Origin of the sequence: Actinoplanes sp. NBRC 103695 (assembly GCF_030269485.1) — a bacterium.
In the GTDB taxonomy this organism is placed as follows: domain Bacteria; phylum Actinomycetota; class Actinomycetes; order Mycobacteriales; family Micromonosporaceae; genus Actinoplanes.
On record NZ_BSTL01000030.1, the window covers coordinates 1 to 19,669 of the forward strand.

21 protein-coding genes are annotated in these 19,669 nt (G+C 73.1%); 8 read left to right on the top strand and 13 right to left on the bottom strand.

Features of this window, described 5'->3' with window-relative positions; translation table 11 throughout:
* Positions 1–162 precede the first annotated feature (162 nt).
* From QSK31_RS38675 to coaD, 3 genes are read left to right on the top strand one after another with little or no spacing between them, the layout of a single operon-like run.
* Positions 163–891 carry a DUF72 domain-containing protein gene (locus QSK31_RS38675; protein ID WP_285689691.1) on the top strand — a complete coding sequence of 243 codons (729 nt, stop codon included), beginning with the start codon at positions 163–165 and terminating at the stop codon, positions 889–891.
* A 9-nt stretch (positions 892–900) separates the two neighbouring features.
* The gene (locus tag QSK31_RS38680) at positions 901–1,665 is read left to right on the top strand and encodes an aminotransferase class IV (RefSeq protein ID WP_285689692.1); all 765 of its coding nucleotides are present in this window, start codon (positions 901–903) and stop codon (positions 1,663–1,665) included.
* Positions 1,665–2,072: a pantetheine-phosphate adenylyltransferase gene (gene coaD, locus QSK31_RS38685; RefSeq protein WP_285689693.1), complete on the top strand. Its 408-nt coding sequence runs from the start codon at positions 1,665–1,667 to the stop codon at positions 2,070–2,072. The genes QSK31_RS38680 and coaD overlap by 1 nt, the downstream gene beginning before the upstream one ends.
* Here the strand turns inward: coaD and QSK31_RS38690 are convergent.
* The 6 genes from QSK31_RS38690 to QSK31_RS38715 form a co-directional block, all read right to left on the bottom strand.
* On the bottom strand, positions 2,062–2,277 hold the full coding sequence (locus QSK31_RS38690) for a hypothetical protein (RefSeq protein WP_285689694.1): 216 nt from the start codon (positions 2,275–2,277) through the stop codon (positions 2,062–2,064). The two genes, coaD and QSK31_RS38690, sit on opposite strands and share 11 nt — an antisense overlap.
* A 66-nt stretch (positions 2,278–2,343) precedes the next feature.
* Positions 2,344–3,036: a hypothetical protein gene (locus tag QSK31_RS38695; RefSeq protein WP_285689695.1), complete on the bottom strand. Its 693-nt coding sequence runs from the start codon at positions 3,034–3,036 to the stop codon at positions 2,344–2,346.
* Complete coding sequence (locus QSK31_RS38700; RefSeq protein WP_285689696.1) at positions 3,033–5,666, bottom strand: FtsK/SpoIIIE domain-containing protein; 2,634 nt, start codon at positions 5,664–5,666, stop codon at positions 3,033–3,035. The genes QSK31_RS38695 and QSK31_RS38700 overlap by 4 nt, the downstream gene beginning before the upstream one ends.
* A complete protein-coding gene (locus tag QSK31_RS38705; protein WP_285689697.1) occupies positions 5,659–6,579 on the bottom strand; it encodes a hypothetical protein in 921 nt (306 codons plus the stop codon). The genes QSK31_RS38700 and QSK31_RS38705 overlap by 8 nt, the downstream gene beginning before the upstream one ends.
* Positions 6,580–6,586: 7 nt before the next feature.
* Positions 6,587–6,847, bottom strand: a complete 261-nt coding sequence (locus QSK31_RS38710) for a hypothetical protein (protein ID WP_285689698.1) — start codon at positions 6,845–6,847, stop codon at positions 6,587–6,589.
* 99 nt (positions 6,848–6,946) lie between these two features.
* Positions 6,947–7,300: a PIN domain-containing protein gene (locus tag QSK31_RS38715; RefSeq protein ID WP_285689699.1), complete on the bottom strand. Its 354-nt coding sequence runs from the start codon at positions 7,298–7,300 to the stop codon at positions 6,947–6,949.
* 88 nt (positions 7,301–7,388) lie between these two features.
* On the opposite strand from QSK31_RS38715, the gene QSK31_RS38720 reads away from it, so the two are divergent.
* The gene (locus tag QSK31_RS38720) at positions 7,389–9,857 is read left to right on the top strand and encodes an ATP-dependent Clp protease ATP-binding subunit (RefSeq protein ID WP_502873076.1); all 2,469 of its coding nucleotides are present in this window, start codon (positions 7,389–7,391) and stop codon (positions 9,855–9,857) included.
* Here the strand turns inward: QSK31_RS38720 and QSK31_RS38725 are convergent.
* Together QSK31_RS38725 and QSK31_RS38730 are read right to left on the bottom strand one after the other, a co-directional pair.
* Positions 9,828–10,808 carry a LysR family transcriptional regulator gene (locus QSK31_RS38725; protein WP_285689701.1) on the bottom strand — a complete coding sequence of 327 codons (981 nt, stop codon included), beginning with the start codon at positions 10,806–10,808 and terminating at the stop codon, positions 9,828–9,830. The genes QSK31_RS38720 and QSK31_RS38725 overlap by 30 nt on opposite strands.
* 95 nt (positions 10,809–10,903) lie before the next feature.
* Positions 10,904–11,503, bottom strand: a complete 600-nt coding sequence (locus QSK31_RS38730) for a hemerythrin domain-containing protein (RefSeq protein WP_285689702.1) — start codon at positions 11,501–11,503, stop codon at positions 10,904–10,906.
* A gap of 58 nt (positions 11,504–11,561) precedes the next feature.
* On the opposite strand from QSK31_RS38730, the gene QSK31_RS38735 reads away from it, so the two are divergent.
* Together QSK31_RS38735 and QSK31_RS38740 are read left to right on the top strand one after the other, a co-directional pair.
* Positions 11,562–12,869, top strand: a complete 1,308-nt coding sequence (locus QSK31_RS38735; protein ID WP_285689703.1) for a M20/M25/M40 family metallo-hydrolase — start codon at positions 11,562–11,564, stop codon at positions 12,867–12,869.
* Between the two features lie 37 nt (positions 12,870–12,906).
* Positions 12,907–13,563, top strand: a complete 657-nt coding sequence (locus tag QSK31_RS38740) for a hypothetical protein (RefSeq protein WP_285689704.1) — start codon at positions 12,907–12,909, stop codon at positions 13,561–13,563.
* Positions 13,564–13,579: 16 nt separating this feature from the next.
* On the opposite strand, the gene QSK31_RS38745 is transcribed toward QSK31_RS38740, so the two are convergent.
* The 5 genes from QSK31_RS38745 to QSK31_RS38765 form a co-directional block, all read right to left on the bottom strand.
* Positions 13,580–13,771 (bottom strand): DUF5703 family protein, encoded by a 192-nt coding sequence (locus tag QSK31_RS38745; protein ID WP_285689705.1) that lies wholly within the window; start codon positions 13,769–13,771, stop codon positions 13,580–13,582.
* Positions 13,772–13,776: 5 nt separating this feature from the next.
* Entirely contained in the window at positions 13,777–14,868 is a 1,092-nt protein-coding gene (locus tag QSK31_RS38750) for a hypothetical protein (protein WP_285689706.1), read from the bottom strand.
* 92 nt (positions 14,869–14,960) lie between these two features.
* Positions 14,961–15,599: a response regulator gene (locus QSK31_RS38755; RefSeq protein ID WP_285689707.1), complete on the bottom strand. Its 639-nt coding sequence runs from the start codon at positions 15,597–15,599 to the stop codon at positions 14,961–14,963.
* Complete coding sequence (locus QSK31_RS38760) at positions 15,577–16,845, bottom strand: sensor histidine kinase (RefSeq protein WP_285689708.1); 1,269 nt, start codon at positions 16,843–16,845, stop codon at positions 15,577–15,579. Before QSK31_RS38760 ends, QSK31_RS38755 begins: the two co-directional genes overlap by 23 nt.
* Positions 16,842–17,813 (bottom strand): aldo/keto reductase, encoded by a 972-nt coding sequence (locus QSK31_RS38765; protein WP_285689709.1) that lies wholly within the window; start codon positions 17,811–17,813, stop codon positions 16,842–16,844. The genes QSK31_RS38760 and QSK31_RS38765 overlap by 4 nt, the downstream gene beginning before the upstream one ends.
* Before the next feature lie 127 nt (positions 17,814–17,940).
* Between QSK31_RS38765 and QSK31_RS38770 the strand changes: the two genes are divergently transcribed.
* Together QSK31_RS38770 and QSK31_RS38775 are read left to right on the top strand one after the other, a co-directional pair.
* Entirely contained in the window at positions 17,941–18,993 is a 1,053-nt protein-coding gene (locus QSK31_RS38770) for an LLM class F420-dependent oxidoreductase (RefSeq protein ID WP_285689710.1), read from the top strand.
* Between the two features lie 17 nt (positions 18,994–19,010).
* Positions 19,011–19,667, top strand: coding sequence for an MSMEG_4193 family putative phosphomutase (locus tag QSK31_RS38775; RefSeq protein WP_285689808.1), 657 nt, complete (start codon positions 19,011–19,013; stop codon positions 19,665–19,667).
* The last annotated feature ends 2 nt before the right edge of the window (positions 19,668–19,669 follow it).

Here is a 19,669-nt window from a genome sequence, read left to right on the forward strand (position 1 = left end):
CGAACTCCAAATACCAAGCCCGCGGCCCGAACATCGACCGGCGCAGCTACCAGGCCACCGCCAGCATCGACGTCATCAGCCCCGACCCTTGACAGCCAACGTCCCGCCCTAACTGAACGGCGTTGGGGCTAATCCTCCTCCTCGCGGGGTACGCAGCCGTACGTGTTGCTGATCGGGACCTCCGGATGGCAGTACCGCGACTGGCGGCCGGGCTTTTACGATGCGAAGCTGCCGCAACGGTTGTGGCTGGAGCGGTACGCCGAGGCCTTCGCGACCGTCGAGGTGAACAACGCGTTCTACCGGCTCCCCGAACGGTCGACGTTCGAGGGCTGGCGCAAGCGCACCCCGGACGACTTCCGGTTCGCGGTCAAGATGAGCCGCTACCTGACGCACATCAAGCGGCTGCGGGAGCCCGCGGAGCCGGTGGCACGGTTCCTGGACCGGGCCGCGGGGCTCGGCGACAAGCTGGGCCCGGTGCTGATCCAGCTGCCGCCGACGATGCGCGCCGACCCCGCCGCGCTCGACGAGACGCTGGGGCTCTTCCCCCGCTCGGTCCGGGTCGCGGTCGAGCCGCGGCATCCGTCGTGGTGGACCGACCAGGTGCGGGACGTTCTGGGTGCGCACGGCGCGGCGCTGGCCTGGGCGGACCGCCGGGGGCGGCCGCAATCGCCGTTGTGGGTCACCGCCGGGTGGTGCTACCTGCGCTTTCATGAGGGCAGGGCAAACCCCTGGCCACGGTACGGACGGAAAGCGCTCGAATCGTGGCTGCACCGCCTGCCGGCCGGGAAGGAGGCGTACGTGTACTTCAACAACGACCAGCACGGCGCCGCCACGGCCGACGCCTCCGCTCTGGGACGGCTGGCCGGTCGTCCCGCCACCCGGACGCCGTAACCTGAGCGGGTGCTGCACATCGAGCTGAACGGCCGCGAGCCGACCCTGCCCGAGCTGGCCGCGATCGCGGTCACCAACTACGGCCACTTCACCTCGATGCAGGTGCGTGACGGCCGGGTGCGTGGCATGGCACTGCACCTGGCCCGCCTCGACGACGCCAACGAGAAGTTCTTCGGCGACCGGGGCGATGTGGACGACGAGCTGCGGCTGCGGTCCTGGATCCGGCACGCCCTCGGCGACCGCGGGGACGCTTCGGTGCGCGTCGCGTACACCGATCAAGGGGTCTTGATCTCGATCGACGACCCGGTCGAGGAACCCACCGCGCCGATCCGCGTGCGCACCGAGGTCCACCAGCGGCCGTGGCCCGAGCAGAAGCACGCCTCGACCATGGGCCTGCGGTACGCCCACCGCACCGCTCACGAGGCCGGTTTCGACGACGCGCTGTTCGTCACCCCCGACGGCCTGATCAGCGAGGGCAGCGTCTGGAACATCGCCTTCTGGGACGGCGGCCAGGTCGTGCTGCCGGTCGCGCCGATGCTCAAGGGCGTGACCGTGGTGCTGCTGCAGATCGCGATGTCGATGACCGGCGTCCCCTGGACGATGCGCCCGGTGCGCCGCGACGAGCTCCCCGACCTGCTGGCCGCGGCCGCCCTCAACTCCCATTCGCCGGGCCGCCGCATCGCCGCCGTCGACAACGTGGTCTTCGACGAGCACGAGAAGCTCACCGAGATCCTGCACGGCGCCTGGGACAACGTCCCCTGGGACGACATCTGATGACCGCCGCCGTCTACCCGGGCACCTTCGACCCGTTCACGGCCGGCCACCGCGACGTGGCCGAGCGGGCGCGCCTGCTCTTCGACCGGGTGACGGTCCTGGTGGCGGTCAACGACGAGAAACACCCCGGGGTCCCGCCGGAGCAGCGGGCCGCCGCGATCCGCGAGCAGCTGCCCGCGGCCTGGACGAACGTCGCCGTGGCAACCTGGGCCGGGCTGACCGCCGACTACTGCCACGCGCACCGCGCCCAGGTGATCATCCGGGGCGTCCGCAACGCCGGCGACCTGCGCCAGGAGCAGCAGCTGGCCGCGATGAACCTGGAACTCGGCATCACCACCCTCTACCTGCCGACGCGCCCGGCCCTGGCCACGGTGTCGTCGTCGGGGGTCCGCGCCCTCACCGGTTGAGCGCGCGCACCGCGTGGTCGCGGGAGCTGGCGATCGTCGCGTTGCCCGGCGCCGGCCGCACGGCGCGGTCCAGCAGCAGACCGCGGTTGAACATCACGGGCAGGCTTTCCGGGGCGATCTCGGCGGCCTGGGCGGAGCAGACCAGCGCCTCGCCCTCGGCGGCGGCATCACGCCCCCGCCCGACCCACTCCGAGTAGGACTCCACCGCACCGAGTCTGCGCCCGCTCGTCCGCCCTCTCCAGGGACTTGTCCGCGATCGGCCGCCGTCGGATCAGGTCTGGCGGACCGCCGCCCACAGCAGGGCCGCCGTGAACAGGCCGGTCACCAGCACCGTGGCGACGGCCGTGGCGTCCAGGCCGACGCCGCGGCGGTCGGCCACCCGCTTGGCACCGAAGACCGCGAGGATCGGACCGAGCAGCATCACGATCAGGGCCATCACCGGCAGGCCCACCGCCCAGTCGCCGCCCGCCTCGCGCCCGGCCCACCGCAGGATCTGGTGCGCCGCCACGCCGCAGGCGCCGCCGAGGAAGCCGAACGCGGCGAACATGATCGTCGTCGCCCCGGTCAGCGGCCGGGCCGGCGCCGCCTTCACCCGGGCCGACGCCGCCGCCTGCTCCAGGTATTCGTGGGCGTCCCGGTCGCGCTGGCGCGGGATGGCCGGCTCCGGCGCGGTCCGGCCGAAGCGTTCCGCCTTGCCGCCGGTGTCGTGGATGTACCTGTTCCAGGCGTCCGCGACCTCGGCCTCGATCCCCTCGCGGGCCTTGCGCGCGGCGCGGTACCGCTGCTCGGCCTCGTGCATGTCCTCCTCGGCGGCGCGCAGCTTGTCGGCGGCCGCGGCCACCTTGTCGTCGTGCCACTGGCCGGCCTCGGCGCGGTCCTCGGCGGCCGCGGCGGCCAGGCCGGCCAGCTGCCGGACCAGGCCGCGGTAGCCGGCGTCGTCGGGGCTCGGCAGGGGAGTGGTCATGACGCACCGTACGGAATGATGACCTCGGCGCCGCGGTGCTTCGACCGGTCGAAGTGCAGGGCCCGCCACGGCCGCGGGTACCAGGGCGGCGCGCCGGTGCCGGGGAAGTACGGCGACAGCTCGCTGCCGTGCACGTCCAGCGCCACCCACGCGCCGATCGGGTCGGTGCGCGACGCCTGCCCGCCGAGCGTGTCGCGCAGCAGCGCCGCGCCCCGCCACCAGCCGAGAACGTGGATCCGGCGTTCCGGGCCCTGCCGCAGGATCCGCAGCACGCTCCCGCCGAGCGACGGCACCGCGTCGACCGCGTACAGGAAGAGGAAGTGCGGTTTCTCCCCGGGCGCCTCCTCGGCCGCCGCGGCGGTGTCCTCCAGCAGCCAGTCCACATTCGACGCGTCGTAGTAGCCGGTGTCCGCCGGGTTGAGGTCGGACTTGAGCGTGTCCACCGCGCCGCTCGCGTCGGTGTCCAGGCAGGCCACCGAGAAGCGGGCCGCGCCGGGCGCGTACTGCGCGGCCAGCGAGCGCGCCGCGGTGCCGAGGACCGCGCAGGCCTCGTCGATGCGGGTGCCGAGGACGGCCAGGTTGCGGCCGGGGGCACGCCGGAGTTCGGTACGCGCGGACCGCGACGCCACGTCGATGGTCTCGCCGAGCAGCACCACCGGCGACGCGAGCGGCTCCCCGCCCTGGATCCGGCGGAAGTCCGGACTGTCCTCGAGCCGCGGGATCGCGTCGCCGTCGAACAGCCGCGGCGCCGGGATCTCCTGCGGGCGCCGCCGCCACAGCCGGTGCTGCAGGTCGTTCCAGCTGTCCCGGTCGCCGGCCGCCGGGATGCGCACCACCTTGTTGGCCGGGTACGCCCCGGAGTCCGCGTTGACCACCGCGTGGTAGCGGGGCAACGACTCGGCCGCCAGATTCGTCTCGGCCAGCACCCGCCGCGCCCGGGGCAGCGCGATCCGCAGCGAGAACTGCGCGACCAGCGCCGGCCGGCCCCACAGCGCCTCGATGCCGGACACGTCCTGGCTGGCCAGCACCAGGTGGATGCCCTGCGAACGGCCCCGGCGGGCGAGGTCCTCGAGCAGGTCGACCGCCTCGCCGGCCACGGCGTCGCGCCCGGCCAGCAGCACCTGGAACTCGTCGACCACCGCGACGATCCGGGGCCAGTGCCCGTCCGGGTCCTCGGCCCGCAGCTCGGCCAGGTTGGTGACCTCGTGCCGTTTGGCGGCGTCGGCCCGCCGCCGCAGCTCGCCGCCGAGGAAGCGCATGAGCGCCAGCCCGAACTCGCGGTCGGTGTTCACGTTCACCCCGACCAGGCGTACGTGCGGCAGCCAGCTCGGGTCGCGACGGCCCGGCGCGAACCGTGCGAAGGACACCCCCTCCTTGAAGTCGAGCAGGTAGAACGCCAGCTCGTTGGGGGAGTAGCGGGATGCCAGCGCGCCCATCCAGGCGTAGATCAGGTTGGTCTTGCCGGTGCCGGACGGGCCGGCGATCAGCGCGTGCGGCGGGTAGTCGGCCAGCGTCACCCGAACCTCGGTGCCCTGCGGGCTGTCGCCCAGCGGCGCGGTCAGCCCGAGCGCGGAGTTCTCCCGCCACTCGTCGGCCGGGAGGAGGCTGGCCAGCGCGACCGGGGCCGGACCGGCGGCCACCTCGTCGGCGATCCGCCGGCTGGTCAGCGTGAGCACCCCGGCGGACGGCCCGGCGTCGAGCTGGATCGGCAGGTCGCCGGCGCCGCTGGACCGGGCCGCGTCGCCGGGCGCCGCGTCGATCACCTCGATGCCGGGCACGGCGCGCACGCCCAGCCCCCGGATGACCAGGTGCACGCCGCAGGCCGCGCCGGTGCGCAGCAGCCGTTCCAGCTGCTGGCGCTCGGGTTTGCTGAGGCCGCCCGGGTTGAGCAGGACGGCCACCCGCCACGGTTCGGGGCGGCGCCCGGTGGCGGCGGCCAGCTCCCGCAGTGACGTGTGCTCGCCGGCCAGCACGGTCTCGTTGATCCGGCGTACGTGTTCGACCAGGTCGTCCAGCAGCGCCTGGAGGCCGCCGGGGCCGACGAAGGTGAGCACGCCGGCGCCGGCCAGCGGTGCGAACCCGGCCAGCCCGCCGCCCAGGTTCTCCGGGTCGTAGCCGGTCAGGCGTACCGTGCCGGGCACGGCCGAGCCCAGCGCCCGCAGCAGCAGCCCGGCCACCACCTCGTCGCCGAGGCGTTCGTCGCCGCGCACCACCACGTGCCCGCGGTCGAGCAGCGGCACCAGGGCGGGCACCTCGCCGTCGTACGGCAGCAGCAACCGCCCGATCCGCAGCTCGGGCGCGGTGTCGCCGGGCATGCCCGGGGTGGGCTGCCAGGTCTCCCACGGGTCGCCCGCAGCGCCCGGCGCCTCGGTCTGCCCGGCCGCGGCGGCGGCGCCGGACAGCGCCGCCAGGTCGTCGTGGTGCCGGTGGGCGATGTCCCGGAGCCGGTTGTCCCGGGCCAGGGCCAGCTGTACCCGCTGGCGTTCGGCGGCGGCCGCGACCCGGTCCCGGCGCTCGACCGCGGCGATGTGCCGCTGCCGGGCCTCGGTCAGCGCGACGTCGGCCGCGCCGAGTGCCTGGGCCAGCGCCGAGCGGACATCGAGCGCCTGCTGTGCCAGTGGATCAGGCATCGGCGCCGTTCACCGCTCGGTCGTCGCCGCGCCGGGGCAGCGGTTCCGGGGCCGACGGGTCGAGGGTGGCCGCGTCCCGGCCGAGGCGGGCGAGCAGCACGCCGGCCACCACGCTGGACGTCACGGCCGAGTCGGCGGGGTGCGACTGGGCGCCCTCCGGCGCCTTGGCCCGGCAGGTGCGCGTGAGCACCTGTTCGAGGGCGGCCGGGGAGATGCCGGGCAGCAGCGACCGGACCCGTCCGGACACCGCGGTGCGCAGCCGGCCCAGGTCCTCCGGCCGCGGGTCGTGGCCGAGCAGGTCACCGGCCAGCCGGCGGAGCACCGGGCCGGCCGCGGCGGACAGCGACAGGCCGGTCGCCGCGTTCACGCCGTGCAGGTCCCGGCCGAGGCTGGCCCGGTCGCCGGAGCGCACCCGGGTGGCCACCCGCCGCAGCAGCTCGGTGGTGCCGACCTTGCCGCCCGCGCCGCCGTTGCCGTTCTCGGCGTTCTGTGGTGGCGCCTCGTTGGTCAGCTGCTCGACCCGGCGCTGCCACCACGGGCCGAGGCGTTCCGGCGGGGGCTGCCGGTCCTCGTCGCCGGGCGGCGGCGCGACCTTGTCGGAGTCGTCGTGCTCCAGCCCGGACCGCCAGTCGCGGTTGGCGTCGCCGCCCTGGCTCTCGCCGGACAGGCCGATCTGGGCGAGGTACGACGCGATCGCGTCCTGGGCGAGCCGCAGCGCCGCGGCCGCGTGCTCGGCGTGCTCGGTGGCGTTGCCCAGCTGCGGGACGCCGATCGGGTCGACCGAGGTCTGCCGCACCCAGTTGAGCAGCTCGGTGGCACTGCGCAGCCGTTCCATGGCGACGGTCACGAGTCCGGTCGGCAGCTCGTCGGAGGTGGCCCGCAACTGAGCGCCGAGCTCCTGCAGCATGGACATGGCCGGCCTACAGGGTCGCCGTGTAGGTCTGGGCCTGCTCGATCGCGAGCAGGGTGGCGCCCATGCACTCCTCGAGCTGCTGGTCGGCCTGGGAGAGTGAGGCGTGGGCGGCGCCGACCGCGTCGTTGCCGCTGCCGTCCAGCGCGGCGGCCAGGCTCTGCTGGGCCTCGCCCAGTTTCTCCCGCGCCGCCTGAATCGCTGCCTGACCCTCGGTGACCTGCTGCAACGCGGCGTCGACCGCCGCGCGCACCTCGGCGACGCTGGCCACTCGTGCAGCCTCCCGGAAGTGAGTATCTGAGCACCTCTTCGAAGAGTATCGCCCCTCCTGGGGCCCGCATGCCCGGCCGTCCCATTCATTCAAGAGCACTCATCGTGGTACAGAGGACGGTCCGCGCACCTCCGCGCCGAGTTCGGTGACCCGTCGCCGCAGCTCACTGTCTGCTGTTACGACGATTACTCTCCGCGTGGGAGCCTCGGTGGCCACCACGTCGACGATCGCGTCGTCGCCGGATCGCGGGGCGCTTTCCACCCGTACGCCAGGAATGGGCTTGATGTCTTTAGCCCTGCCCTCCACGACCAGGAGCACGTCGAACGGCTCGGGCAGATGCGCCAGACCGTCGCGCAGACGCTCCGTCGCGCCCGCCCGGTCACGCCACCAGCCGTCCGGCTTGGACCCGACCACGTTGGCGGCATCGACCACGAGCAGCGGGTATTCCGTCATGAGAGCAGCGTCTCACAGTGGGAATCCCGCAAAGTTGACCCGAGTTCACTCAACTGTGCGACCGGAACGCGGCGCACGTTGGGAGACGATGATGAGCGAGTGGGATGACCTGTTCGCGCGCTTCTACGGCGGCGAGCCGCGCCGGGCGCAGCGGATCGACATCACGAAATACATGAGCAACGACGCGCGGGCGCTCCTCTCGGACGCGGCCGCGCGGGCCGCCGAGACGACGCCCGACGGCGTCCCGGTGGCCGATCTGGACACCGATCACCTGCTCTGGTCGGCACTGCAGCGCGAGCCGCTGCGTGCTCTGGCCAAGCGGGGCGGCGCCGACCCCGACGCGGTCCTGGCCGAGCTGGGTACGCCGGACGTGCGCAATGAGGGCCTCCCGGAGACCATCGCGCTGACCCCGGCGGCCAAGCGCGCCCTGCTGGACAGCCTGCAGATCTCGCGGGCGCTCGGCTCCTCCTACGTGGGCCCCGAGCACGTGCTGATGGCGCTGGGCCTGAACCCCGACTCGGCCGCCGGCCGGGTGCTGAACGGCAAGCTGGACCCGCGCGCGCTGGCGCAGCCGGACCAGCCCGCGGCCGGTGGGGGCGGGAAGACCCCGACGCTGGAGCAGTACGGCGTGGATCTGACCGACCTGGCCCGCCGCGGCGAGATCGACCCGGTCATCGGCCGGGCCGACGAGATCGAGCAGGCCGTCGAGGTGCTGTCCCGGCGTACCAAGAACAACCCGGTCCTGATCGGCGAGGCCGGCGTCGGCAAGACCGCGATCGTCGAGGGCCTCGCCCAGCGCATCGTGGACAACGACGTCCCGCTGACCCTGGAGGGCAAGCGGGTCATCCAGCTCGACCTGGCCGGCCTGGTGGCGGGCACCCGCTACCGCGGCGACTTCGAGGAGCGCCTGCGCAAGGTGATCGACGAGATCCAGGAGCACGGCGAGGACCTGATCGTCTTCCTGGACGAGATCCACACCCTGGTCGGCGCCGGTGGCGGCGGCGAGGGCGGCGCGATGGACGCCAGCAACATGCTCAAGCCGGCCCTGGCCCGCGGCCGCCTGCGGGTGGTCGGCGCGACCACGCTCGACGAGTACCGCAAGAACATCGAGAAGGACGCGGCGCTGGCCCGGCGCTTCCAGCCGGTCCTGGTCGGCGAGCCGTCGGTGCCGGACACCGTGCAGATCCTGCACGGCCTGCGGGACAACTACGAGGCGCACCACCAGGTGCGGATCACCGACGAGGCGCTGAAGGCCGCGGCGGAGCTGTCCGACCGGTACATCACCGACCGGTTCCTGCCGGACAAGGCGATCGACCTGATCGACCAGGCCGGTGCGCGGGTCCGGTTGCGGGTGAAGACGCCGTCACCGGATCTTCGTCGCGTCGCGGACGAACTCGAGCAGCTCAACCGCGACCGGGACCAGGCCGTCGCGGCGGAGAACTACGAGCGGGCGTCCGAGCTGCGTGACCAGATCGCGGCCCTGGAGAAGCCGGCCGTTCCGACGGAGAACATCCCGCAGGTGACGCCGGTGGACGTGGCCGACGTGGTCTCGCGGGCGACCGGCATCCCGGTCACCCAGCTCACCGAGGAGGAGCGGGACCGCCTGCTGCGCCTCGAGGGGCACCTGCACGACCACGTGGTCGGCCAGGACGACGCGGTGACCGCGGTGGCCGAGGCGGTGCGCCGCTCACGTGCCGGACTCGGTGACCCGGACCGGCCGGTGGGCAGCTTCCTGTTCCTCGGGCCGACCGGCGTCGGCAAGACCGAGCTGGCGCGCTCGCTGGCCGAGGCGCTGTTCGGCGACAGCGACCGGATGGTGCGGCTGGACATGAGCGAGTTCCAGGAGCGGCACACCGTGTCGCGGCTGGTCGGGGCGCCTCCCGGCTACGTCGGCTACGACGAGGCCGGGCAGCTGACCGAGGCGGTGCGGCGGCGTCCGTACAGCGTCGTGCTGCTGGATGAGGTGGAGAAGGCGCACCCGGACGTGTTCAACATGCTGCTGCAGGTGCTGGACGACGGACGGCTGACCGACAGCCAGGGCCGCACGGTGAGTTTCCGGAACACCGTGGTGATCATGACGAGCAACATCGGCTCGGACCTGATCGACGGCAGCAAGCGCAGTGTCGGCTTCGAGACCGGCACGTCCTCGGCCGACGCCGCCCTGCGTGAGCAGCTCGACCGGCGGCTGCGGGACCAGTTCCGGCCCGAGTTCGTCAACCGGATCGACGAGATCATCGTCTTCCGCCGGTTGGAGACCGACCAGCTGCGGAAGATCACCGAGATGCTGCTCGAGGACACCCGGCGCCGCCTGCACGCGCAGGACATCGCGCTCGAGGTGACCACGGCGGCGGTGGACTGGCTGGCCGAGCGCGGGTACCAGCCCGAGTTCGGGGCGCGCCCGCTGCGCCGGACCATCCAGCGGGAGCTGGACAACCGGCTCTCCCGGATGCTGCTGGCGGCCGGCCTGGCCCCCGGTCAGACGGTCACGGCGGACGTCGTCGACGGCAGCCTCACGCTGACCGCCGGCTCACGCAGCAGCGAGAGTGTTGCTGCCTAGGTGCGGGAACGCCCGCGTCCACTCCACATAGCGGGGATTGCGGGCGGTGACCTCCTCGTAGGCGTCGACCGCCATCCCGATCAGCCGGGGCGCGATCCGGGCGGCGGGTGAGTCGGGGTGCCACCCGAGCACCTGCCGCCACCGGACCGGGGCGCCGGCCAGCGGGCGATGGGTGAGTCCGGTGGGCGCGCGGAAAGTGGGCTGACACAGCCCCAGCGCGACGCCGGACTCGACCATGTCCACCACGCCCCGGATGTCGGTCTCCAGGCACCTCTTCTGGGTGAAACCGGCCCGGGCGCAGGCCGCCGCGAAGCAGTCGGAGAAGCAGCCGTCCCCGGTCCCGGCCGCCCACTCCTCGTCGGCGAGCTCGGCCAGGTCGATCTCGTCGCGCTTGGCGTACGGCGAATCCTCCTGCATCAGCACGCAGACGCCGTCCACCGCTATGGTCTGCCAGACCAGCCCGTAGTCCGCCGACGGCATCGCGTCGCCGCACACGCCGACCTGGGCGTAGTCCAGCCGGCCGTCGCGCACCATGGTGGCCAGTTCCTCCACGTAGTACGACGCGTGCGTGGAGATCTGCGCGTCCGGCTGAGCCTCGGACAGCCGGTTGACCAGCCCGCCGATCACCGGGCCGCCGACCTGGCCGATCCGGTAGCGGCTCATCGTGTCCTCGTCGGCGCCCGCGCCGGCCAGCCGGGCCGCCTCGTCCTGCAGTCCCTTCATGGCGGGCAGCAGCACCCGGGCGCGGGAGAGCACCAGTTCGCCGAGCGCGGTCGGGCGTGCGCCACGCCGGTCCCGGTCGAACAGCGGTCCGCCGAGCGTGCGTTCGATCCGTTGCAACTGGGCCGTCAGGGCGGGTTGCGCGAGTCCCAGCTGGGACGCCGCCTTGGTCACGCTGCCCGTCTCGGCGATCGCGCAGACCACCTTCAGGTGCCGCAGCTCCAGGTTCATAGCGTGACGGTAGGACGTTCGCAGGATCCCGGCTAGACCTTCGGCCGGGCAAAGATCCCCCGTCTGTTGCAAACCGGTTAAATGACGCCGGTCGATCAAAGGTCCTTCGCGTACGTTGTGCGCCTGGTCACAGCGTCGCGTGCCTTGTCGACCACGGCCACCACCGGATCCACCACCTTGTTCCACGGCGGGCGGGCCGGCGTGGAGGGATGTGGCCTGGTCGGCGCCGCCTCCTCGGCCGTCTCCACCCGGTTGCCGATCCGGATCAGGTCCTCCACCGGCGCCATCTGCAGCAGCAGCGGCAGCAGTTCCTCGGCGTCCGCGCGGACATGCCGGGCGATCGCGTCACCCACCGCGGCCGCCGCGGCCTCGAAATCCGGATCGCCGGGCCTCGCCCTGTCCAGGCGTTGCAGCGTCACCAGCAGATCGTGGTCCTCGGCGAGCTCGCGGTCGGCCAGCCGGTCGCCGTCCGGCACCACCTTGCGCACCGCCGGGTACAGGTACTGCTCCTCGGCGGACAGGTGCCGGGACAGCTCGGCCACCAGCACCTGGGCGTGCCGGCCGCGGTCCGGCCCGTCCGGCAGCTCGGCCAGGGAGAGCAGCTCACGATGCTGCTCGGCGAGCACGTCGACCACGTTGCGGCCGGTCACCTCGCCGCCGACCGGCGGGAGCGGGGGAAGGTTCAGCGCTGACACGGCGGCCGGAGTACCCGGCGCGGAAACCCGCGAAACAAGTGCCTGGTATGAAGGTCAGATGACCGACACCGCTGTCGACGAGGTCGTCGGCATCTGCCAGGACCTGCTGCGCATCGACACCAGCAACACCGGCGACCAGCGCACCACGGCCGGTGAACGCGTCGCCGCGGAGTACGTCGCCGAGAAGCTCACCGAGGTGGGCGTCGAGGTGGTCATCCACGAGTCCGCGCCGCGCCGCGCCAACCTGGTCGCCCGGATCCCCGGCGCCGACCGCTCCCGCGGCGCGCTGCTGGTGCACGGCCACCTGGACGTCGTCCCCGCCGACGCCGGCGAGTGGTCGGTCCCGCCGTTCTCCGGCGAGGAGAAGGACGGCTACCTGTGGGGCCGCGGCGCCATCGACATGAAGGACTTCGACGCGATGATGCTCGCGGTGGTCCGTGAGTGGCAGCGCACCGGCGTGGTCCCGCCCCGCGACATCGTGCTCGCGTTCACCGCCGACGAGGAGGCGGGCATGCAGTACGGCTCGCAGTTCCTGGTCCGCGAGCACGCCGACCTGCTGGAGGGCTGCACCGAGGCCATCGGCGAGGTCGGCGGCTTCTCCTACACGGTCAACGACGACCTGCGGCTCTACCTGGTCGAGACCGCCGAGAAGGGCATCGACTGGCTGCGGCTGCACGCCAAGGGCCGCCCCGGGCACGGCTCCTTCGTACACGACGACAACGCGGTCACCGCCCTCGCCGAGGCGGTCGCCGCGGTCGGCCGGCACAGGTTCCCGGTGGTCGTCACGCCGACCGTGCGCAGCTTCCTCGAGCAGGTCTCCGACGCGCTCGGCATCGACTTCGACCCGGACGAGCCCGAGCTCACCATCGGCAAGCTCGGCCCGATCGCCAACCTGATCGGTGCCACCCTGCGTAACACCGCCAACCCGACCCGGCTCGAGGCGGGCTACAAGGACAACGTGATCCCCGGCAAGGCGTCCGCCACGATCGACTGCCGCACCCTGCCCGGCCAGGCCGAACTCTTCCTGGGACAGCTGCGCGACGTGATCGGCCCGGACATCGAGATCGAGCACCTGCAGCAGCAGGCGGCGCTCGAGACCGGCTTCGACGGCGCGCTGGTCGACGCGATCAGCGCCGCACTGCGCGCGGAGGACCCGGGCGCGCGGGCGGTCCCCTACATGCTCTCCGGAGGTACGGACGCCAAGGCGTTCACCACCCTCGGCATCCGATGCTTCGGGTTCGCCCCGCTCAGACTGCCCCCCGACCTCGCCTTCTCCTCGCTGTTCCACGGCATCGACGAGCGTGTGCCGATCGAGGGACTAAGGTTCGGCGTGCGCGTGCTCGACCGGCTCCTGCGCAGCGCATGAAGTCTTCTCTGACCCCACCCGAGAGGAACCAACTCAGATGACCGACCGGATGGCGGACCTTGACGCCGCCCTGGACCGCGTGGTCGATGCCGCCCGCGCGCACCTGGCCGCGGTGAAGGCCGCCGAGGGACGCATCGACGACGACGGCGTCTGGCAGGCGTACGTGGCGCTCAACAACGCCTCGTTCGCCTACGACGAGCAGTTGCTGGACAACTTCGGCGAGGTGACGCCGTGGGACGTCGAGTCGATCGACCCGGACGAGGCGGACCAGCGGTTCGGCCTGGGCGTGGGCGGGCTGGACGGCGCCGAGCCGGCCGACGCGCACCCGCAGGTGATCTCGGTGCGGCAGCGTCGTGACTACAAGGTGCCCAGCGTGTCGGCTCTGCTCCGGATGGCCGACGCGGCCCGCAGCAACGCGGTGCCGGAGGACGAGGACCCGGGCCCCATCGAGTCGGTCGGCGAGGCCGTGCTGGAGCTGCTGCAGTCCGGCGACGGCTCGCTCAGCTCACTGGACGTGCCCGAGCTGGAACCGCTGGACGGGCTGATCACGGTCAGCGAGACCGCCAAACCCCTGGACCTGGAGGCGTACGAGGACAGCGACGGCGCCGGCCCGTTCACGCCGGGCGCGGACGACCTGCTCGTCGGCCGTCTCGACGAGCACCCGTACCTCCCGGAGGAGGACGAAGAAGCCTAGCCGGCTTTGTCGGCCGTCAGTAGGAGAGACCCGGCTGGGGATTGTCCCGCACCTTGCGGCGGAGCATCACCTGCCGGGTTCCATCCCTGAAGAGCTGCACCCGGGCGAGTTCCCAACCGGAGAACTCCGCCTGGATTGCCAGCTGCGCCGCGGCGGCCAGGCGATCGACATTCGAAGGCAACCGGAGCGGCGCGTATTCGTAGTCCATGGCTCCTAATATGCGTCAGGCCGCCGCGCCTGCACCAGTCCTCGATCGGACTCGCGGCCGCGACCACAATCGGCGCAGGCCGGCCGCCGCCGCAGGTGGTAGGCCAGGGTCGCGGCGCCCAGGGCGGCGCCCCACAGCGGCCAGGTCATCTGCGGCACGTGCGCCAGGCTCAGGTCGGACGTGTAGAGCTCCGGGTTGCTGTAGAAGGCGACCGACGCGGCGGTGACCGCCAGCGCGACCAGCCCGGCCGGGATCGTGGCCAGCCGGATCGGCACTCTCCTCCCCGCCAGGCCGATCATCCAGCGCGGGAAGACCTCGCCCCAGCGCTGCGTGAGCCCGAGCGTCAGCACCGCGCCGGCCAGCGCGAAGCCGCCCAGGCCGGCGCCCGCCCAAACCATGCCGGAATTGTGCAGCTCGGCCAGGAACTCGTCACTGATGCCGAACGGGATGTGCACCGCCCAGGCCAGCCGGACCACTGCGTAGAAGGCCGGGACCGCCACCGCGACGGCCACCGCCCAGCGGCCCCAGCGAGCAGCGGCCTCCGGTGTCGTCCAGCCCGGCCGGCCGTCGGCGGCCGCGGATGTCGAAAAGTCGTCGGCGCGGCCGCAGCTCTCGCACACCCCGGCGATCTTCCGCTGCCAGCGCAGCACCGCCGCCGCCACGAGCAGGCCGCCGGCCATGGCCCCGATCTGACAGGCGAGCTGCCAGTTGAAGACGACGCCGTAGTCCATCGGCGGATAGCCGAACGGCGCCCCGACGATCAGCACCGGCAGGTAGCCGGCGAAGGTCAGCACCCGGACGTCGGGCACCAGAATGACCAGCGCCACCACGACCGTCCAGCACCAGGCGAGGATCGCCGCCCGGGCCGGTCCCGGCGGTCGCGCCGGGCCGTGCAGGAGGAGCAGCAGCACCGCGGTGATCAGCAGCACGGCGGCGAACAGCGGCGCGCCGACGGCCGGGTCGAGAGCGCGCAGGGGAGAGGCGCCGTTGCCGGGGTCGTGCGGGCCGAACGGGAAGCCGCGACCGGTGACGGTCGCGACGAGGGCGAGGGTTCCGGAACCGGCGGCGAACAGGGCCGCCTTCGTCTGAATGCTCATGCCCCTCACGGTCGCGTCCCGCGGCGCCCGCCGGATCCCGCCCGCGCGGGTACCGGCTCCCGCCTCAGGGGGAGATGAAGCCGGCTCCCGCCTCAGGGGGAGATGAAGCCGGAGCGATAAGCCACAACCACGGCTTGCGTACGGTCGCGGACGCCGAGCTTGGCCAGGACGTTGCCGACGTGGGTCTTCACCGTCTCCAGCCCCAGGACCAGCTTCGCCGCGATCTCCGCGTTGGACAGGCCCTCGGCCATCAGGCGCAGCACCTCGCCCTCGCGGTCGGTCAGGCGCACCCCGGGGAGCTGCTCCCTGCTCGGGCCGTACGCCGCCGCCAGCCTGCGCACCGCGGCCGGGAAGAGCAGCGACTCGCCCCGCGCGACCACCCGGACCGCCTCCACGATCTGCGCCGGGCGGGACCTCTTGAGCAGGAAGCCACCGGCGCCGGCGCGCAGCGCGTCGTACACGTGCTCGTCGTTCTCGAAGGTCGTCACCACCAGCACGCGCGGCGGGCGCTCGAGGCGCTCGTGCAGCAGCCTGGTGGCCTGGATCCCGTCCAGGCGCGGCATGCGTACGTCCATCAGAACGACGTCGGGCCGCAGCCGGACCACCGCCGGGACCACGTCGGCGCCGTCCTCCGCCTCGCCGGCCACGTCGATGTCGTCCTCCGCGCCGAGGATGGCCCGCAGCCCGGCCCTGATCAGCGCGTCGTCGTCAACGATCAGTACGGAGATCACGCGGCAGTCTGGCACGCACCCTCCACTCGGCACAGTCCCGTCCCGCCCGGCTGTCGCCCGCGCGTCCCGCGTCGCCGCCCGCGCGTCCGGCCTCGCCGCCCGTGCGCCTTACCTCGCCGCCCTCGGGTCCTGCCTCGCCGTCCTCGGGTCCCGCCTCGATGGTGCCGCCGGCCAGCCGGACCCGCTCGCGCATCCCCGTGAGCCCGCGGCCGCTGCGTCCCGCCGGCCGCCCGTCGAACGGATTGCGCACCTCGATCTCGATCCCGTCCCCGCTCCTGATCCGGAGGTGGATCGCGCCCGACCCGTGCTTCGCCGCGTTGGTGAGGCTCTCCTGGACCAGCCGGAAGGCCTCGGCCGGCAGCGTCCCGGCCGGCAGGGTCCCGGGGAGCTCGACGTCGGCGTGCACCTCGATCCCGCCGGCGCGCACGTCGTCCAGCAGCCGGTCGAGGTCCCCGGACGCCGGCGAGGAGAAAGAACGTTCGTTCTCGTCACGTAACATTCCGAGCACGTGATCGAGGTCGTCCATCGCGGAGCGGCCGACCTCCTCGATCGCCTCCAGGGCCCGCCGCGCGAACTCCGGGTCCTTGTCGAACACCGCCCGCGCCGCGCCCGCCTGCAACGTCGTCGCGGTCAGCGCGTGCCCCACCGAGTCGTGCAGCTCGCGGGCCAGCCGGTTGCGCTCGGCCAGCCGATGTTCCCGGGCCTCCACCGCCGCCAGCCGCTCGGCGGGCGACGGGCCGAGCAGCACGGGCGCCATGGTCGCCGCCAGCGCGCCCAGGCCGGCCGTCGCGTAGACGGTTCCCAGCAGGAGCAGCAGCGCCGCTCCGGCGGAGGCGGGCGTCACCCGTGCCGACAGGCCCATGAAGGCCAGCGGGACCGCGCCGACCAGTGCCGTCCCGATCATCGCGCCGACGGCCAGGTGCACGGCGAACCACAGCGCCGCCCGCAGCCTGGTCTCCATCGCCGGCGGTCCGGGGTGCGGCAGATCGACCCGCAGCAACGCGCGCACGGCGGCGATCTCGAGCTCCCGGGTGCCGCTCAGGAACGGCGGCACCAGCCCGATCAGGCTCACCACCACGGCGATCGCCAGCGTCGCGACCCGGTCGTCCGTCGAGATCAGCACGGTCCGGCCGACCAGGCCGGCGAGCAGCACGTAGGGGAGAAGGATCACCGCCCCGAGCAGCAGGAACACCGCCCGGCGGTAGGTGCTCGCGCGCAGCGGGGCGAGCAGCGCCCGCCGGATCATCCCTCGCGCTCGGGGTAGCCGACCTCGATCGCCGACACGTCGTCCAGCGCCTTCGCGATCTGGGCGGGCAGCGTCAGCTCCTCGCTGAGCAGCGCGCCCTGCAGCTGGCCGGCGGTCCGGGCGCCGAGGATCGCCGAGGACACCCCGGGCCGGTCGCGGATCCAGGCCAGCGCCACCTCGACCGGCGACACGCCCAGCCCGCGGGCCGCGGTCGCCACCGACTCGACGATGCTGGAGCTGCGCGGCTCCAGGTAGGGCTCGACGAACGCGGACAGGTGCTCGGAGGCGGCCCGGGAGTCCAGCGGGCGGCCGTCCCGGTACTTGCCGGTCAGCACCCCGCGGCCCAGCGGAGACCAGGGCAGCAGGCCGATGCCCATGGCCGCGGCGGCGGGCAGCAGCTCGCGCTCGATACCCCGCTCCAGCAGCGAGTACTCCATCTGGGCGGCCACGATCGGCGCCCGTCCCGGCCACGCGGCCTGCCACGCCGCCGCCCGCGCGGTCTGCCACGCGGCGAAGTTGGAGACGCCCACATACCGGGTCTTGCCACTGGCCACCGCGTGGTCGAGGGCGGCGAGCGTCTCCTCCAGCGGGGTCTGCGGGTCGTAGCCGTGCACCTGCCACAGGTCGACGTAGTCGGTGCCGAGCCGGCGCAGCGACCCCTCCAGCGAGCGCAGCAGGTGCCCGCGTGAGCCGTCGCGGCGGCGCCACCCGCCCGGCGTCAGACCGGCCTTGGTCGAGATCAGCACCTCGTCGCGGGGCACGAGCTGCTCCATCAACGCGCCGATCACCGACTCGGCGTCGCCGTCGCCGTACACGTCGGCGGTGTCCAGCAGCGTGCCGCCCGCGTCGAGGAACAGTTTCAGCTGGGCGGCCGCGTCGTCGGGGTCGGTGTCCCGGCCCCACGTCATGGTGCCGAGCGCGAGCCGCGAGACCGCCAGCCCGCTTCGGCCGAGCGGTCGCTGTTGCATGCGTGAACCATATTCAGACTCCGCCGACTTGCGACATCCCGCGCCGCGTCGGTTACCGGACCGAGACGCCCCCGGCCGGGTCAGTAGGCTCGTCGGAGAAGGTTTCCGTTCTATGTCGGGAGGGCGCGTGCGGCTCGGACTCAGCCTCGGTTACCAGGCGGCATGGACCACACCGGCCGACCACCTGGCTCTCGCGCAGGAGGCGGACCGGCTCGGATTCTCGGTGGTGTGGGCGGCGGAGGCCTACGGCTCCGACTCGCCGACCATGCTGGCGTGGATCGCCGGTCAGACCGAACGGATCGACGTGGGCGCCGCGGTGATGCAGATCCCGGCGCGTACTCCCGCGATGACCGCGATGACCGCGGCCACGATCGACGCGATCTCCGGCGGCCGGTTCCGCCTGGGTCTGGGCGTCTCCGGACCGCAGGTTTCGGAGGGCTGGCACGGCGTACGCTTCGCGAAACCGCTCGGCCGCACCCGCGAGTATGTCGACATCGTGAAGCTGGCGCTGGCCCGTAAGCCGGTGGCGTACGAGGGCGAGCACTACACACTGCCGCTGCCCGACGGGGCCGGCAAGGCGCTCCGCCTCGGCTTCCACCCGCCGCGCGAGCGGATCCCGGTCTACCTGGCCGCGGTCGGGCCGAAGAACCTGGAGCTGGCCGGCGAGATCGCGGACGGCTGGCTGGCCATCTTCTTCGACCCGAGCACCGCCTCCGACCACCTGCGCCACATCGAGGCGGGCCGCTCCAAGCACGGCCAGGGCCTCACCGGTTTCGACGTGGCGCCCAGCGTGCCCGTGGTGATCGGCGACGACGTGGCCTCCAGCGCCGACGTGATCCGGCCGTACGCGGCGCTCTACGTCGGCGGCATGGGCAGCCGCGAGCAGAACTTCTACAACCGGCTGGCCGTGCGGATGGGCTTCGCCGACGCCGCCAAGGAGGTGCAGGACCTCTATCTGGACCGCAAGATCCGGGAGGCCGCGGCCGCGGTGCCGCAGGAGTTCATCGAGCGCACCGCGCTGGTCGGCCCGCGCCCGGTGATCGTCGAGCGGATCCGGGAGTACGCCGCCGCCGGCGTCACCACGCTGTCGATCAGCCCGTACGTCGGGGATCTGAAGTCCGGTCTGGACACCCTGCGGGTGGTGGCCGAGGCGTTCGACGAGGCCGGGGTGGCGTCGTAGTGGCCACCGTCCTGCTCATGCGGCACGGCCGGACCACCGCGAACGCCTCCGGTGGTCTGGCCGGCCGGCAACCGGTCGAGCTCGACGACACCGGCCGGGCCCAGGCCGAGCGGGCCGGCGAGCGCCTGCGCGCGTTGCCCCTGGCCGCCGTGGTGACCAGCCCGCTGATCCGCTGCCGGCAGACCATGGAGCTCGCCCTGCCGGACGCCAAGCCGGTGGAGGAGGAGGGCCTGATCGAGTGCGGCTACGGCGACTGGGAGGGCCGGCCGCTGGCCGAGCTGGCCAAGGAGCCGCTGTGGGCCGTGGTGCAGCAGCACCCCAGCGCGGCGGTCTTCCCGAACGGCGAGGCGATGGCCGCGATGTCCGCCCGCGCGGTGGCCGCGATCCGGCGCTGGGACGCGCTGGTCACCGCCGAGCACGGCGCGGACGCGCTCTGGCTGGCGTGCAGCCACGGTGATGTGATCAAGGCCATCGTGGCCGATGCGATGGGCCTGCACCTGGACGAGTTCCAGCGGATCGTGGCGGATCCGGCGTCGATCAGCGTCATCCGGTACACGCCGACGCGCCCGTTCCTCGTGCGCCTCAACGACACCAGCGATCTGACCTCGTTGATCCCTCCGGCCGGGACCGCGTCGTCGAGCGACGCCGCGGTCGGCGGCGGCAGTAACTCTTAGTA

What these genes read in the sequence shown, in the direction of transcription:
- QSK31_RS38700 (WP_285689696.1), bottom strand. Translation starts at nt 5,666, where the DNA reads ATGCCTGATCCACTGGCACAGCAGGCGCTCGATGTCCGCTCGGCGCTG.
- QSK31_RS38745 (WP_285689705.1), bottom strand. Translation starts at nt 13,771, where the DNA reads ATGGACTACGAATACGCGCCGCTCCGGTTGCCTTCGAATGTCGATCGC.
- QSK31_RS38720 (WP_502873076.1), top strand. Translation starts at nt 7,389, where the DNA reads ATGATGAGCGAGTGGGATGACCTGTTCGCGCGCTTCTACGGCGGCGAG.
- QSK31_RS38705 (WP_285689697.1), bottom strand. Translation starts at nt 6,579, where the DNA reads ATGTCCATGCTGCAGGAGCTCGGCGCTCAGTTGCGGGCCACCTCCGAC.
- QSK31_RS38735 (WP_285689703.1), top strand. Translation starts at nt 11,562, where the DNA reads ATGACCGACACCGCTGTCGACGAGGTCGTCGGCATCTGCCAGGACCTG.
- QSK31_RS38775 (WP_285689808.1), top strand. Translation starts at nt 19,011, where the DNA reads ATGCGGCACGGCCGGACCACCGCGAACGCCTCCGGTGGTCTGGCCGGC.
- QSK31_RS38715 (WP_285689699.1), bottom strand. Translation starts at nt 7,300, where the DNA reads ATGACGGAATACCCGCTGCTCGTGGTCGATGCCGCCAACGTGGTCGGG.
- QSK31_RS38750 (WP_285689706.1), bottom strand. Translation starts at nt 14,868, where the DNA reads ATGAGCATTCAGACGAAGGCGGCCCTGTTCGCCGCCGGTTCCGGAACC.
- QSK31_RS38760 (WP_285689708.1), bottom strand. Translation starts at nt 16,845, where the DNA reads ATGATCCGGCGGGCGCTGCTCGCCCCGCTGCGCGCGAGCACCTACCGC.
- coaD (WP_285689693.1), top strand. Translation starts at nt 1,665, where the DNA reads ATGACCGCCGCCGTCTACCCGGGCACCTTCGACCCGTTCACGGCCGGC.
- QSK31_RS38695 (WP_285689695.1), bottom strand. Translation starts at nt 3,036, where the DNA reads ATGACCACTCCCCTGCCGAGCCCCGACGACGCCGGCTACCGCGGCCTG.
- QSK31_RS38725 (WP_285689701.1), bottom strand. Translation starts at nt 10,808, where the DNA reads ATGAACCTGGAGCTGCGGCACCTGAAGGTGGTCTGCGCGATCGCCGAG.
- QSK31_RS38740 (WP_285689704.1), top strand. Translation starts at nt 12,907, where the DNA reads ATGACCGACCGGATGGCGGACCTTGACGCCGCCCTGGACCGCGTGGTC.
- QSK31_RS38765 (WP_285689709.1), bottom strand. Translation starts at nt 17,813, where the DNA reads ATGCAACAGCGACCGCTCGGCCGAAGCGGGCTGGCGGTCTCGCGGCTC.